The sequence below is a fragment of the Candidatus Neomicrothrix sp. genome, from assembly GCF_035329545.1.
In the GTDB taxonomy this organism is placed as follows: Bacteria; Actinomycetota; Acidimicrobiia; order Acidimicrobiales; family Microtrichaceae; genus Microthrix; species Microthrix subdominans.
Map to the genome: position 1 here is coordinate 1 of NZ_DAOLGP010000039.1, position 13817 is coordinate 13817.

The 13817-nt window shown below is 69.8% G+C and carries 12 protein-coding genes, 1 tRNA gene and 1 pseudogene; 4 read left to right on the forward strand and 10 right to left on the reverse strand.

The genetic code is table 11. The annotated features are described in order from the left end of the window. A pseudogene (locus PKD89_RS16640) lies at positions 1–499 on the forward strand (galactose oxidase-like domain-containing protein); the annotation flags it as partial. A 6-nt stretch (positions 500–505) separates the two neighbouring features. Here PKD89_RS16640 and PKD89_RS16645 read toward each other — a convergent pair. After that, on the reverse strand, positions 506–1711 hold the full coding sequence (locus PKD89_RS16645; protein WP_289011059.1) for a class I SAM-dependent RNA methyltransferase: 1206 nt from the start codon (positions 1709–1711) through the stop codon (positions 506–508). Between the two features lie 22 nt (positions 1712–1733). On the opposite strand from PKD89_RS16645, the gene rpe reads away from it, so the two are divergent. Further along, positions 1734–2471: a ribulose-phosphate 3-epimerase gene (rpe, locus tag PKD89_RS16650; protein WP_289011060.1), complete on the forward strand. Its 738-nt coding sequence runs from the start codon at positions 1734–1736 to the stop codon at positions 2469–2471. 54 nt (positions 2472–2525) lie between these two features. On the opposite strand, the gene PKD89_RS16655 is transcribed toward rpe, so the two are convergent. Beyond that, on the reverse strand, positions 2526–3143 hold the full coding sequence (locus tag PKD89_RS16655) for an ATP-dependent Clp protease proteolytic subunit (protein ID WP_425591260.1): 618 nt from the start codon (positions 3141–3143) through the stop codon (positions 2526–2528). 212 nt (positions 3144–3355) lie between these two features. Here PKD89_RS16655 and PKD89_RS16660 point away from each other — a divergent pair. Continuing rightward, positions 3356–3442: transfer RNA gene (locus tag PKD89_RS16660), tRNA-Leu, on the forward strand. 32 nt (positions 3443–3474) lie between these two features. Here the strand turns inward: PKD89_RS16660 and PKD89_RS16665 are convergent. The 8 genes from PKD89_RS16665 to PKD89_RS16700 all read right to left on the reverse strand — a co-directional run bounded on the left by PKD89_RS16665 (position 3475) and on the right by PKD89_RS16700 (position 12539). After that, the gene (locus PKD89_RS16665; RefSeq protein WP_289011061.1) at positions 3475–4515 is read right to left on the reverse strand and encodes a hypothetical protein; all 1041 of its coding nucleotides are present in this window, start codon (positions 4513–4515) and stop codon (positions 3475–3477) included. Positions 4516–4610: 95 nt separating this feature from the next. Next, entirely contained in the window at positions 4611–5126 is a 516-nt protein-coding gene (locus PKD89_RS16670) for an HNH endonuclease (protein WP_289011062.1), read from the reverse strand. A 103-nt stretch (positions 5127–5229) separates the two neighbouring features. Continuing rightward, the gene (gene rdgB / locus PKD89_RS16675; protein WP_289011063.1) at positions 5230–5901 is read right to left on the reverse strand and encodes an RdgB/HAM1 family non-canonical purine NTP pyrophosphatase; all 672 of its coding nucleotides are present in this window, start codon (positions 5899–5901) and stop codon (positions 5230–5232) included. A 17-nt stretch (positions 5902–5918) separates the two neighbouring features. Continuing rightward, entirely contained in the window at positions 5919–6674 is a 756-nt protein-coding gene (rph, locus tag PKD89_RS16680; protein ID WP_289011064.1) for a ribonuclease PH, read from the reverse strand. A gap of 13 nt (positions 6675–6687) precedes the next feature. Further along, the gene (locus tag PKD89_RS16685) at positions 6688–7416 is read right to left on the reverse strand and encodes an MBL fold metallo-hydrolase (protein ID WP_287378981.1); all 729 of its coding nucleotides are present in this window, start codon (positions 7414–7416) and stop codon (positions 6688–6690) included. A 68-nt stretch (positions 7417–7484) separates the two neighbouring features. Beyond that, on the reverse strand, positions 7485–9059 hold the full coding sequence (locus PKD89_RS16690; protein ID WP_289011065.1) for a B12-binding domain-containing radical SAM protein: 1575 nt from the start codon (positions 9057–9059) through the stop codon (positions 7485–7487). 115 nt (positions 9060–9174) lie between these two features. Continuing rightward, positions 9175–11340, reverse strand: coding sequence for a prolyl oligopeptidase family serine peptidase (locus PKD89_RS16695; protein ID WP_289011066.1), 2166 nt, complete (start codon positions 11338–11340; stop codon positions 9175–9177). Continuing rightward, a complete protein-coding gene (locus PKD89_RS16700) occupies positions 11337–12539 on the reverse strand; it encodes a pyridoxal phosphate-dependent aminotransferase (RefSeq protein WP_287378984.1) in 1203 nt (400 codons plus the stop codon). The genes PKD89_RS16695 and PKD89_RS16700 overlap by 4 nt, the downstream gene beginning before the upstream one ends. 140 nt (positions 12540–12679) lie before the next feature. Here PKD89_RS16700 and serC point away from each other — a divergent pair, with 140 nt between their 5' ends. Next, positions 12680–13789 carry a phosphoserine transaminase gene (gene serC / locus PKD89_RS16705; protein ID WP_349257373.1) on the forward strand — a complete coding sequence of 370 codons (1110 nt, stop codon included), beginning with the start codon at positions 12680–12682 and terminating at the stop codon, positions 13787–13789. The last annotated feature ends 28 nt before the right edge of the window (positions 13790–13817 follow it).

A 13817-nucleotide genomic window follows, 5' to 3' on the forward strand; every position in this document is an offset into this window, starting at 1 on the left:
ACCTCCACCCCCGCCGGCCGGTGGCGTGCTGGTGCCCGCCGGGGCCGACTGGCACTACCGAATGGGTGATGCCCCGGCCAACTGGGCCGATCCGGCGTTCAACGACGGCGCCTGGGCCCAGGGCTCGGCCGAGCTGGGCTACGGCGACGGGGACGAAGCCACCGTGATCGGCCCCGCTGCCAACACCGCCTACTTCCGCAACTCGTTCTCGCTCACTTCGGTTCCGACCCAGCCGATCACCTTGTCGGTCGTCTCTGACGACGGCGCGCTCGCCCGCCTCAACGGGGTCGAGGTGATGCGCGACAACCTGCCGGCCGGAACGATCGGTTCGTCGTCCTTCGCCTCCGCCTACAAGAACGGCGCCGCCGAAACGCGATGGGTGAGCGTCACCGTCCCACCGTCGGCGCTGCGCGTCGGCACCAACACGCTGGCGGTCGAGGTTCACCAGGCCGGGGCGTCGTCGGACCTCAGCTTCAACGCCTCGCTGAGTGCGCCGTAACGAGCGCTATCTGGAGAACACCGCCACCGACTCGGTGTGGTGGGTGTGGGGGAACAGGTCGACCAGGGTGACCGAGTCGAGGCTGAAGCCCCGCCTGACGAGCAGACCGGCGTCGCGCCCGGCAGAGGCAGCGTCGCAGCTGATCAACACCACCCGTCCGGCCCCGGTGGCCTCGACCTTGCCGACGCCCTGCTTGCCCAGGCCGGCGCGGGGCGGGTCGGCCACGACGGCGTCGGCCTTGGAGGGGCGCCACTTGGCCATCGTGGAAGCGATTACCCGAGCCTGTCCCGTCTCGGCGGCACCTGCGAGGTTGACCTTGGCGTCGGCGACCGACGACCGGGCCGATTCGACCGCAGTCACCCTGAGACCGGGCGTCCGATCGGCCAGCGTTGCACCAAAGAGGCCCACACCGGCGTAGGCGTCGACCAACCGATCGCCGGCCGACATCGGACCCAGGCCATCGGCGACCAGCTGCACCAACGCCTCAGCCCCGTCACGGCGGGTCTGAAAGAACGATTGGGCCGAGATACGAAAACGTCGCCCGGCGACCTCCTCGTGGATCCACGCCCGGTTCCGTTCCAGCTCGTCGAGACCCACCACCCGCACGTTGTCGATCGGCACCGACACCCCGGTGGCGTTCGGCGTCACCATCACGAGCGCCTCGCCGGTGGCCGCACCGACCCGAGCCATCACCTCGGTGGCCGGTCCAAAGTCGCTCTCGGTCACGATCTGCTCCAACAACGGATGGGCCACAACGCACACCGACAGCGGCACCAGCTCGTGGGTGCCCAGCTCGAACAGCCCGGCCCGGCCGTCGGTCACCCCCAAGCGCAGGGTGGTCCGGAAGTCAGCGGTGGGCAGATCGGGCCCGGGCTGGATCTCCGGCGCGTCGATCTTGCCCAGGCGACGGATGGCATCGGCGAGCACCTCGGCCTTCATGCGTCGAAGCAGGGCAGGCTGGGCATCGGCGTGATCGCAGCCACCGCATCCGTCGGCGACGTGGGGGCAATGCGCCACCTCGACCCGCTCGGGGTTGGCTTCGAGCACCTCGGTCACCTCGCCAAACGTGGTGTGCTGCTCCTCGCTGAGCGTCACCCGTACCAGCTCTCCGGGCAGGCCGCCGTCGACGAGCACCACCCGGCCGTCATCTCGACGGGCCAGTCCCATACCGCCGGCCACCGGTCGTTCTACCCGCAACTCGATCTGTTCCACGAACAATTCGTAGCATGACCCCGTGACCTCAACTGCTTCACCCCCAACCGCTGCCTCCTCGTCGAAGCCGGCACCCGGCACCGACCGGCCGATCGAAATCGTGCCGTCGGTGCTCCCCGCCGACTTCTCCAAGCTGGGCGAGGAGTGTGCGGCCCTCGCCGACGCCGGGGTCGACCGCATCCAATGGGACGTGATGGATGGTCAGTTCGTCCCCAACCTGACCTTCGGTCCCGACGTGATCGCGGCATGCCGAAACGCCACCGACGTGCCCTTCGAGGCCCACCTGATGGTGGAACGGCCCGAGGAGCTGGCCCACCTGTACGTCGAGGCCGGGTGCCAGATGCTGATCGTGCACGCCGAGTCGACCAAGCACCTCCACCGCACGCTCGGGTCGATCCGCGAGTTGGGCGCCCAACCGGCGGTGGCCCTCAACCCCTCGACCCCGCCCGAGGACGTGCGCTACGTGCTCGAGCTGTGCGACATGGTGCTGGTGATGACGGTCAACCCGGGGTTTGGCGGGCAGGCCTACATCGCCGAAATGGAGCCCAAGGTCGCCACCCTGCGCCGTTGGATCACCGAGGCCGGACTCGACTGCGACATCGAGGTCGACGGCGGGATCGGGTCTGCCACGATCGCCGGGGCGGCGAGCGCCGGCGCCAACGTGTTGGTCGCCGGCAGCGCCCTGTACCGGGATCCCGAGGGCCTGGCCCACGCGGTTTCTGAGCTACGGGCCACCGCCACCGCTGCCGCCACCACCTGACCGCAAACCCGGCCTCCGTGGCCCGAACTGCCTCAGCGGAGCGGTCAACCTGGCCTAGGCCAGTTCGCCCTTACCGATGATCACGTTGTCGATAATGCCGTACTCCTTGGCCTCTTCGGCGGTGAACCAGCGGTCACGGTCGGAGTCGGTGTTGATCTGCTCGGGCGTCTGACCGGTGTGGTGGGCGATCCGATCGGCCAGCATCCGCTTGACATAGATCATCTGCTCAGCCTGGATGGCGATGTCGGCGGCCTGACCCTGAATGCCGCCGAGCGGCTGGTGCATCATGATGCGGCTGTGGGGCAGCGCAAAGCGCTTGCCGGCGGTGCCGGCGCACAGCAGAAACTGGCCCATCGAAGCCGCCAGGCCAACGCACACCGTGCCGACATCGGCATTGACGAACTGCATCGTGTCGTAGATCGCCATGCCGGCGGTCACCGAGCCGCCGGGCGAGTTGACGTACAACATGATGTCCTTGCTGGAGTCCTCTGCGTCGAGGTACAGCATCTGGGCGGTGACGAAGTTGGCCAGCTCGTCGGACACCTCGGCGCCCAGGAACACGATCCGGTCCTTCAACAGCAGCTTGTAGATGTCCGCCGAGGGGTCCATGCCCGACAGCGGGCCCGAGCGGGGGGCCTGGTGGCTGGTGAATGCGGACAACGCGTCGCTCATGGATCTCCTCGAAAGTAGGACTGACGTCAGACTGGCTGTACCCGGGCATGATGACGCCGTTGTGAGGGCGCCATCGGACCGGTGGGTGAGGCTACCCGGTGCTCACTCCATCGCCTTGCCGGAGACACATCGGGTGTCGAAGCACGGTCGACCCCACGTCAACGACGACCTCACGCGACGGGTAGCGTGACCTGCGCAGCGAGCACCGCAACGCGGACGTGGCGGAATTGGCAGACGCGCCAGGTTTAGGTCCTGGTATCCGAAAGGTTGTGTGGGTTCGAGTCCCACCGTCCGCACCAGCAACCTCGCCGCAACAGCTGGGCTTGGCGAACTAGTCGGTGAGGCGGCGGGCCTGGCCCACCCAGTCGCCCTGTCGCAGCCGACCGCGCAGGCCCTCGATCGAAGTCGGCAGCGGGCCGTCGAGGTCGAGGCCGGCCAGGTCGGCGAGGGTGACCACCCCGGCCTGGCGGAGCTGGTCGGCGATCTTTGGCCCGATGCCGACGATGTCGATCAACTCCTCGCCCTGCCGGGAGGCGGGAGGCACGATGTCGGCTGCCGGGGGTACCCGGCGCTGATCGCGCAGGTCGATCACCTCAGGCTCCTCTCGGGTCAGGCCAGGGGCGATGAGGCGCACCGACAGCTCGGCCGAGGAGCCGGCGTCGGGCACGTCGGCCTCCGGACCCGGTGGGCGGGATTGCCCCCCGTTGGAGTGGGCGCTGCCGACGGGGTCGTCGCCTGACGACGGCTTGGGTTTCGACTCGGGGTTGATCGGCTGACCGGTCGCCGGGTCGATGACCGCTCGCCGACCTCTCTTGGCGGGTGCCGGAGCGGCACGGGCCAATCCGGAGACGGCGGGGGCGGCGCCAGTCGATCCGGAGGCGGCTGGGGTCTCTGCGGTGGCCGGCGGAGACGAAGTGGGCGGCGTCCTGGGTTCGGCCGGTTCGGCCGGTTCGGTGGACGGGCCGACGGGCCGTTCGTTGCGGCGCGTTGGTTCGGCTGTCGAGGGCTCGGGCTCCTGTCGCCCGGGGGCGGAGGGCAGCGGGGTGGGGGGCTGGCCGTCCGACGCCCCTTCATCGCGCACCTCGGCCAGCTCGCCTTCCCGCTGTCGGAGCTGCTCGACCACCTTGCGACCGGCGGTGATCAGCTCGGCCTCCCGCTTGGAGAACACCTCGACCCGCCGGGCGTAGTCGGCCTCCAGACGAGCGACGCGCTCATCGACATCGTCCGAGCCGGGCTCGGCCCCATCCGCGTCGGAGCGCCCTTGCGCGACCCCGTCCGGCCCCCGCCCGGCCCGGGCGAAGAACCAGCCGACGACAAAGCCGATCGCAGCGGCGACCACCAAGGGCACGACGAGACCACCGATCGTTCCCAACTGCCCCCTCCTTCGAGTTGGTCGACCCCGCCGTGATGCGGAGGAAAACCGCTGCCTACGCTACGTGCCCGCCGGGTGCGCCGCTGACCGTTGGTTCAGGCGGCGACCGGGAGGAAGGGGCGCCAGGCCACCGGCACGTCCTCCAGGTCGAACAGGGGCATTGCATGGGCCGGGTCAACCCGGTGCAGTGACCAGCCCAGCTCCCGCAGCGTTCTGTTGGCCTTCAGCTGGTTGCAGGGCACGCAGGCCGCCACCAGATTGGTCGGCTCGTCGCCACCACCCCGAGACCGAGGGACGACGTGATCGACCGAAGCGGCGCGGGTGGCGCACACGGGACTCGACGCTCGATAGGCACACAGAAACCCATCGCGCCGCAGCACCGACCGTCTCGAGCAGCCCAGGGAACTCGCCCGGGTCGCCGGCACGTACCGACGCAGCCTGACCACAGCCGGATAGGGAAACTCGGCGGTGGCCGAGCGAAGCGCACGGCCATCCTCGACCGCCTCGACGGTCACCTTTTCGGCCATGACCAAACAGATCGCCCGATGCCAATGGATCAAGATGACCGGCTCGTAGGAGACGTTGAGTACGAGCACCTGATCGTTGGCCACGGCACACTCCTTCGTGCTCGTCGTTCGCTGAGCGGCGTCCCGTGGGCGGCGACCGCAGCAACCAGCATTGCCGATTGCGGCCTCGCCCGTGCGGTGTTTTTGCTCAGGTGTGCCCGGGCCACCCCGAGGCCTCAATGATCCTGATCAGCTCCGCCAGGGCGCGGCCCCGGTGGGAGATCGCCGCTTTTGCATCGGAATCCATCTCGGCGAAGGTCGATCCGTCGCCGTCGTCGGGCACGAACATCGGGTCGTACCCAAACCCGCCATCGCCCCGCTGCTCGGTGATGATCTCCCCCTCGACCGCACCTTCGGCCCGGAGCGCCACCCTGCCGCTCGGGTCGGCCAGCGCCAGGGCACATCGGAATCGAGCGGAGCGCCGGAAGCCGACGCCGGCCTCCGTGAGGCGGTCGCTCAGCGCCCGCCGGTTGGCCTCGTCGGTCGAATTGCCCGATGACGGCGTCCCGCCCCGCTCGGTAGTGGCCATGTCGGCGGCGAACCGGGCCGATCGCACCCCCGGCGCCCCGTTCAGGGCGTCGACCTCGAGGCCCGAATCGTCGGCGAGCGCCCACTCACCCACGGCATTGGCCACGGCGATCGCTTTCAGATCGGCGTTGGCGACAAACGTGGTTCCGGTCTCGTCGACATCGTCGAGCCACTCGGGCCGCGGCAGAACCTCGACCGGCACCGACAATGCGGCCAGCAGGCTGCTCAGCTCCATCACCTTGTGTGGGTTGTCGGTGGCCAGGACGATCGTCCTGGAACGCTCGGCGATCACGACGGACCCGCTGCTCTTCAGTCCGACCGACCGATCGTGCGCGGCTCGGGCGGGGTGGCGGTGTAGCTGCGCTGCAGGTCGAACAGCGTGGCGGCGCCGCCCTCGGCCAACACCATCAGCTCGTCCAGCTGATTGCGGCTGAACGGTTGGCCCTCGGCCGTGCCCTGCACCTCGACAAAGCGGCCGTCGCCGGCGACGACAACGTTCATGTCCACCTCGGCCCTGGAGTCCTCCTCATAGGGCAGGTCGAGCCGGGCCTCGCCGTCGACGAGCCCCACCGACAGCGCCGCCAGCGGCTGAAGGATCGGGTTGGCGGGAACCAGGCCGGCCGCCACCAGGCGCTCGCAGGCGTCCCACAGCGCCAGCCAGGCTCCGGTGATCGAGGTGGTGCGGGTGCCACCGTCGGCCTGGAGCACGTCACAGTCCACCAGCAGCTGGCGTTCGCCCAGGGCCTCGTGGTCGACCACTGCGCGCAGCGAGCGACCGATCAGGCGCTGGATCTCCTGGGTGCGACCCTTCGGGCCTTTGGTCTCGCGACGGATCCGTTCGGGCGACGAACCGGGCAGCATCGAGTACTCGGCGGTCACCCACCCGGACCCGCGGCCCCGCATCCAGCGGGGAACGTCCTCATCGAGGCTGACCGTGCACAGCACTTTGGTACGGCCCGACGAGGCCATCACCGAACCCAACGCAAACTCGGTGGCGTCGCGCTCGAAGGTGACGGGGCGCAACTCGTCGGGGGCACGGCCGTCGGCTCGGGGGGTGGGGCTCATGTGGGGATCACGCTCACAGTTCAAATCGAAGATGGGGGGTGGCCAGGTGCACTTTCCCGCCGAAGGCGGAGGTGGCCGCCCCCAGGATGGCATCTCGATCCTGTCCGGGCACGATGTGGGTGGCGGCCAGGAAGGACACACCCGCGTCTCGGCACATCGCACCGGCCTCCGCAGCCGACAGGTGCATGCCGCCGGTGTCGCCGGCCTCGACGTAGGACGTTTCGCACAGGCCAAGCGTTACCGGGGCGTTGAACTCCTTGTAACTCCAGCCGGGGCCGGTGTCCGCCGAGTAGCCGATGGCGACGTCGCCGGCGGACAGGTGGAACCCGAGCGTCACGCCCGGATGATCGGTGGCCGAACACCGCAGCTCGATCGGCCCCAGTTCAAACTCGTCGCCATCACCCGCCTCCTCCAAGGCGAAGGTAGGGCTCGTCGACCCACCCAGCGCCGCCTCGACGCAGGCGAGCGCGTCTGCGGGCCCGAGCACCGGGAGGTCGTCGCGGCCGAGCACGTAGCGGTAGGCGTTGCACAGCGTGGGCAACTCGCCCCAATGGTCGGGGTGAGCGTGGGACAACAACACCGCGTCGATCCGGTCGAGGGGCAGGTGCCGCTGAAGGTTGGCCAGGGTGCCGGGGCCGACGTCCATCACCAACCGAAACCCGTCGTGCTCGACGAGGTATCCGGAACAGGCGTCATCCGGGCCGGCGAAGGTGCCCGACGATCCAAGGACGGTAAGGCGCATGGGGCTGGGGTTCCTCCCGCTCGGTGCAGTTGTTCCAACCCGGAGCGTAGTGGCATCCGGGGTGGCGCTCAGCCCCCTCCGGCGACGGTGGTCCCGGTGGACGCCGCAACCGGTCGACCGAGTGAAACGTTCACCGGGGTGGCCGCACCGGCCGACGATGGGCGGCCGCCCGAGGCGAGCGCCAACGCCTCGATCAGCACCTGGTTGGCATCAAAGTTCGACACGGTCGCCAGGTGGGCGATGTCGTCGGGGTGCGGTTGGAACGGCGCCTCGCTGCTGCCCTGCAGACCGACGCCGTAGTGGCGGGCATAGGACCCACCGACGAAGCGGTAGGCGGCCGCCATCATCGGCGAGCTGCGCCTGATCTGGGCCCAGGTTCGGCGCCGACGGGCGCTGGAGGAATAGAACGCCCCGTACGCCCAGCGGGCGCCGGCATCGAGCATGGCCACCGACATCTGCGCCGGCTCGAAGAGTGTCCGGTAGGCGTTGTAGTGCGACCAGTCGTAGTCGAAGATTCGACCCTCGCCATGGAGACGGGAAAACGTCTGTGTGCCCGGCAGCGGGGTGAGGATGGTGAAGTGGGCGGTGTCGACGCCGATCTCGTCGGCAGCGCGTACCGTGTCGGCAAACGCGCCGGGCCCGTCGGAATCGAACCCGAAGATGAAGCCGCCCTCGACGGCGATGTGGGCGTCGTGAAGACGCTGCACCAGCTCGGCGAACTCGGCGGGGCGGTTCTTCTTGTTGGCCTCCTTGAGCGCCTGGCGGTTGACGCTCTCGAAGCCGATGAAGAACAGGGCCGCTCCGGCCGCCTCGGCCAGCCGGAGCAGCTCGGGGTTACGGGCCAGGCCGATCGACGTCTGCGCAGCGAAACGAACCGGCAGGTTGGCCGAAGCGATCGCCTCGAACAGCGACCCACAGTACTCCTGGTCGGCGGCCAGGTCGTCGTCGGTGAAAAACACGACGATCGGGGTTCCCGGCGGCCGGCCGGGCATCTTCACCCGGATGCGCAGCTCGTCGACCACGGCGGCCGGGTCGCGGTGGCGCTGACCTCGTCCGTTGATGCGGATCACCGAGCAGAAGTCGCAGTTGAAGCGACACCCGCGGGTGGTCTGGGTGGTGTGGGTGGGCAGGTATCGCCCGCGCGGAAACTGTTCGTAGCGGGGCATCAGCTCGTCGATGGTCGGCGCCAGCGACAGGTCCTCCCACGACCCCTCGTAGAACTGCTGCAGACGGTTGGCGGCGGCATCGGCGAGCACCCTGCCGAAGATCGCTTCGCACTCCCCCACCACGACGGCGTCGGCATGACGGGCGGCCTCGCCCGGCAACATCGATGGGTGCACGCCGCCCATGACCACCGGGATGCCTTTGGCGCGATAGGCCGCTGCGATCCGGTAGGTGCGGGGAGCGTTGGCCGTCCAGGTGGTCATCGCCACCAGATCGGTCGGTGCGTCGAGGTCGAGCTCTTCGGCGTCCTCGTCGATCATGGCGGTGTCCCAGTCCTCGCGGCGGGCGAGCGCTTCGATGGTCATCGCCGCCAGCGGGGGGAACCGGTGCAACGACACATGGTGCAGCCCCACCGAACCCCAGCGGGCCTTGATCACGGTGACGTGAGGTCGATTGCCGCGTCGAGCTACTGCGCACATGAGGTTCTCTCCCCGTCGTCGGGAACGCCCGGTGGCCGAGTCAGGGTACCAGCACGGATTGAAACAAGATTCGTGTCGCCGGGGACCACCGGGAGGGTCGACGGGCTCGGATCGGTCAGATCGACAGGAAGAAATTCAGCTCCGTCTCGAGGGCGTCGATGATCGTCTGCGCGCGCCGCCAGCCGTGGGCCTCACCCTCGTAGCGCCGTTCCTCCACCCGGCCTCCCCGGCTACGCAACGCGTCGACGAGAGCGTCCGCCTGGCTGGGCGGCACCACGGGGTCGTCGGACCCCTGCAGCACCAGCACCGGTACGTCGATGGTATCGACGTGGAAGAGCGGCGATCGGGCCGCGTACACCTGGGCCTGCTCGGGATAGGGGCCGACCAGCCCATCGAGGTAGCGGCTTTCGAACTTGTGGGTTTCGGCGGCCAGCAGGGCCAGGTCGGCGATGCCGTAGCTCGAGGCCGCCGCAGCGAAGGTGTCATGAAAGGTGACGGCGGCCAGCGCTGTGAACCCGCCGGCTGAGCCGCCCCGGATGAACAACCGGTCCGGATCGGCAAGGCCCCGTTGGGCCAGGCCCTCAGCCACCGTCACGCAATCGGCCACATCGGCGACCCCCCACGCTCCCCGCAAAGCCTCCCGATAGGGACGGCCGTATCCGGTCGAGCCGCGATAGTTGACGTCGGCGACGGCGAACCCGCGCGTGGTCCAAAACTGCACGTCGGCCCGGTAGCGCCACTCGGCGGCAGCGGTAGGGCCGCCGTGGATGCGCACTACCAACGGCGGCGGCTCCGACACGTCGCCAACCTCAGGGTTGCGCGGCGGGTAGTACAACGCAAAGGTGTGCCCGACCGCCGCCCCACCCTGTATCCCAGAGGCTTCCGCTCCCGCTTCCGTCGCGCTCTCGGTCGAAAACGCCAGATGCTGCGGCTTGGAGACCCACTCGGGTGCCAGGGACACCAGACCCTGCGACGTGCCCGGTCCGCTCAGGAACCGCCCGTCGGGATGCCGTTGCGCTCCCGCGCCTTCCTCGGGACGGTTGCCGGCCGCCTCGGCGGCCGTCACGGTCAGATCGTGTTCATGCCACCAGCGGACGTGCGGCGAGCTGTCGGCGCCGGCGACGACCGCCGCCACGATGAACGCGCCGGCCGGCCCGGACCCGACCGAAAAAGTCTCCACCTGGGTGACATCGTCGGCCAGGGTGGGGGCCGGCAGTTCGACGGCCACCCCACCGCCCTGTCCGCCGCCGGGCGGCGCCGCCAACAGCGTCAACACATCGCGTCCGTCGATGCGACGAGCGCTCAACGCCCCGCCGCCGGGCAGCGGCGCCAGGCGGCATCGACCGAACACCCAATGGGGTTGGGCCACCTCCCACCGGCCCAGCCCGACCGGGCGGCCCGATCCGGCCTCGGGTAGCCCCGGCGGGCAGGCCATGGCGTTCCAGTAGCCGTTGAGGTGGTCGCTGGCGAACCACAGCGCCCCGTCCGGGCCCCAGGCCGCATCGGAGACCGACGCCGGGGCTCCGCCGGCCTCGAGGGCCGTGCGGCCGCCGGCCACCACGCGCGGCTCTGCGATGTCCAACATGGCGGTCCCGGTGATCGCCAGGTCGGCGGCCCACAGAGTGGTGGCGTCCCAGGGCATGTCCGGATGGCTCCAGGACAACCAGCAGATCGTGGCCCCGTCCGGCGAGATCCGAGGATCGGCGACAAAGCTCGACCCCGCGGCGAGGATGGAGACCCGCCCGTCGGACACCCTCACCGCAACCAGTTCCTGTACCGGCTCGAGGCCGGGCACCGGCCGCTCCCGCACGCAGACCAGGAACTGACCGTCTGGGGTCAGCTGCAGGTCGGCGTACCGACTGACCGCATCGGGCGGGCACTCGGCGGTGATCGGTCGGGGCTCGCCCGCCACCCCGTCGGCGTCGATTGGGATGGCCCAGACGCGGGCGTCGGAGCGCAGCGAGGCGTAGACGACACCCGGGGCGGCCCGCCAGGCGCCGCCGCCGTATTCGTTGACGCGCGTGCGCACGTCGGCGTCCACGGGCACGACGTCGACCGCGCCCCGCTCCGGATTCCAACGAACGACCGCCACCCGGCCGTCCTCGTCGGGGCGGCTCTCCGACCAGAAGATCGAACCGTCGGCCACCTGCACTTCGCTCGGGCGCGATCCGGGCGCCGCCACCTGGGCCGCGCTCAGCGGGCTGGGCCACCACCCCGGGCGATACCCGTCAGGCCCACCCTGCCCGGACGAGGCGTCGGCGGAGGGCGCTCCGTCGGTCATCCTGCGGCGACCAGCCGGGCGATGCGAGCGATGCCCTCCTCCATGTCGTCATCGGCCAGCGCAAAGGAGAAGCGCCCGTAGCCCGGGGCACCAAACGCCTCACCCGGCACGAACGCCACCTTGGCGTGCTCGAGCACCAGGTCGGCCAGCTCGAGCGAGGTCGCCGGCACATGGCCGGCGAGGGGCCGGCCCAACAGCCCGGCGAAGCTGGGGAACGCGTAGAACGCCCCCTCGGGCTCCAGGCAGGTCACCCCAGGGATCTCGTTGAGCATGCGATGGATCGTCACGCGGCGCCGGTCGAACACGTCGCGCATCCCCGCCACCGCCTCGAGGTCACCGCTGACCGCAGCGAGGGCGGCGCGCTGGGCGACGTTGCAGACGTTGGAGGTGGAGTGGCTCTGCAGGTTGGTGGCCGCCTTGATCACATCGGCGGGGCCGATCATCCAGCCGACCCGCCAGCCGGTCATCGCGTAGGTCTTGGCGACGCCGTTGAGCACCACGCACCGGTCGGCGAGCTCGGGGACGACCACCGGCATCGAGTGGAACTCGGCATCGCCGTAGACCAGGTGCTCGTAGATCTCGTCGGTCACCACCCAGATGTCGTGCTCGAGTGCCCACCGGCCGATCGCCTCGATCTGGTCGCGTGGGTACACCGCCCCGGTTGGGTTGGACGGCGACACGAACACCAACAGCTTGGTGCGCTCGGTGCGGGCGGCCTCCAGCTGCTCGATGGTCACGCGGAACCCGGAGGTCTCGTCGGTGGCCAGGTACACCGGGGTGGCGCCGGCCAGCCGAACCGGTTCTGGGTAGGTCGTCCAATACGGCGCCGGGATGATCGCCTCGTCCCCCGGGTCGAGCAGCGCCAGCAGCGTCTGGTACACCGCCTGCTTGCCGCCGTTGGTGACGAGCACCTGGGAGGCCTCCACCTCATAGCTCGAATCGCGGGCGGTCTTCTGGGCGATCGCCTCTTTCAGGTCGGGATGACCGGCCACGGGCGAGTAGCGGTGCCACCTGGGGTCCCGGGTCGCCTCGGCGGCGGCCTCGACGATGGCCTCCGGGGTCGGGAAGTCCGGTTCGCCGGCACCGAAGCCGACGACCGACTCGCCGGCGGCTCGCAGGGCCTTGGCTTTGGCATCGACCGCCAGGGTGGCCGACGGAGATATGCCGCCGATCAGTGCGGAAACTCGTGAGTTCGTCATCAAAGTGGTCCTCGGTTGGGTCGTCGTGGCCGGTGCGAGGGTACCTGGGGTTCGGTGCGTCCCCACGACCGGTTTCTCCACCGCCCAGATTGGCACCGATGCCCGTGCTCACCCACACTGAGCAGGTGACCAACTCTCCCATGCCCACCATTCCGGACGACCTCCGCCCCTCCGACGGCCGCTTCGGCGCCGGCCCGTCCAAAGTCCGGCCCGAGGCGATGGCAACGCTCGCCTCGCTGGGCGGCGACCTGATGGGCACCAGCCATCGTCAGCTGCCGGTGAAGTTTCTTGTTGGCGAGCTTCGTAACGGGCTGTCCGAGCTGCTGTGCCTCCCCGACGGCTACGAGGTGCTGCTCGGCAACGGTGGCACCACCGCCTTCTGGGACGCCGCCACCTTCAACCTGATCTCCGAGCGCAGCCACCACCTGAACTTCGGCGAGTTCAGCTCCAAATTCGCCACCGCCGCACGCAAGGCCCCCCACATCGGTGAGCCGTCGGTGGCGACTGCCGACCCCGGGTCGGCCCCGTTGCTGGAGGCCGTCGCCGGCGTCGACCTGTATGGGTTGACCCACAACGAAACCTCGACGGGGGTGGCCATCCCCTTGGCTCGCCCTGAGGGTGCCGACGATGGCGCCCTGGTCGCTGTGGACGCCACCTCGGCCGCAGGGGGCATCCGCTTCGACGCCGCCGCCACCGACGTCTACTACTTCGCACCCCAGAAATGCCTGGCCGCCGACGGCGGCCTCTGGCTGGCAGCGTGCTCCCCCGCCGCCATCGAGCGCATCGAGTCGTTGTCCGGCCGCTGGGTGCCCGAGTTCCTCAACCTGGGTACCGCCCTGGACAACTCGCGCAAGGATCAGACCTACAACACCCCCGCGCTGGCGACGCTGGTGCTGGCCAATGCCCAGGTGCAGTGGATCCTGGAGAACGGCGGGCTGCCCTTCTCGGCCGGCCGCTGCGCCGACTCGGCCGCTCGGCTCTACGGCTGGGCGGACGCCCACGCACTGGCGGAGCCCTTCGTCACCGACCCGGCGCTGCGCTCGCCGGTCGTCGGCACGATCGACTTCGACGACTCGGTCGATGCGGCCGAGGTGGCGGCGGTGCTGCGGGCCAACGACATCGTCGACACCGAGCCCTACCGCAAGCTGGGCCGCAACCAGCTGCGCGTCGCCATGTTCCCGGCGATCGAGCCCGACGACATCACCGCCCTGACCGGCTGCATCGACTGGGTCATCGAGCAGCTCGCCTGATCCCAGCGAGGCCGGATGGCCTTGGCCG

What these genes read in the sequence shown, in the direction of transcription:
- PKD89_RS16655 (WP_425591260.1), bottom strand. Translation starts at nt 3,143, where the DNA reads ATGAGCGACGCGTTGTCCGCATTCACCAGCCACCAGGCCCCCCGCTCG.
- rph (WP_289011064.1), bottom strand. Translation starts at nt 6,674, where the DNA reads ATGAGCCCCACCCCCCGAGCCGACGGCCGTGCCCCCGACGAGTTGCGC.
- PKD89_RS16685 (WP_287378981.1), bottom strand. Translation starts at nt 7,416, where the DNA reads ATGCGCCTTACCGTCCTTGGATCGTCGGGCACCTTCGCCGGCCCGGAT.
- PKD89_RS16690 (WP_289011065.1), bottom strand. Translation starts at nt 9,059, where the DNA reads ATGTGCGCAGTAGCTCGACGCGGCAATCGACCTCACGTCACCGTGATC.
- PKD89_RS16695 (WP_289011066.1), bottom strand. Translation starts at nt 11,340, where the DNA reads ATGACCGACGGAGCGCCCTCCGCCGACGCCTCGTCCGGGCAGGGTGGG.
- PKD89_RS16700 (WP_287378984.1), bottom strand. Translation starts at nt 12,539, where the DNA reads ATGACGAACTCACGAGTTTCCGCACTGATCGGCGGCATATCTCCGTCG.
- serC (WP_349257373.1), top strand. Translation starts at nt 12,680, where the DNA reads ATGCCCACCATTCCGGACGACCTCCGCCCCTCCGACGGCCGCTTCGGC.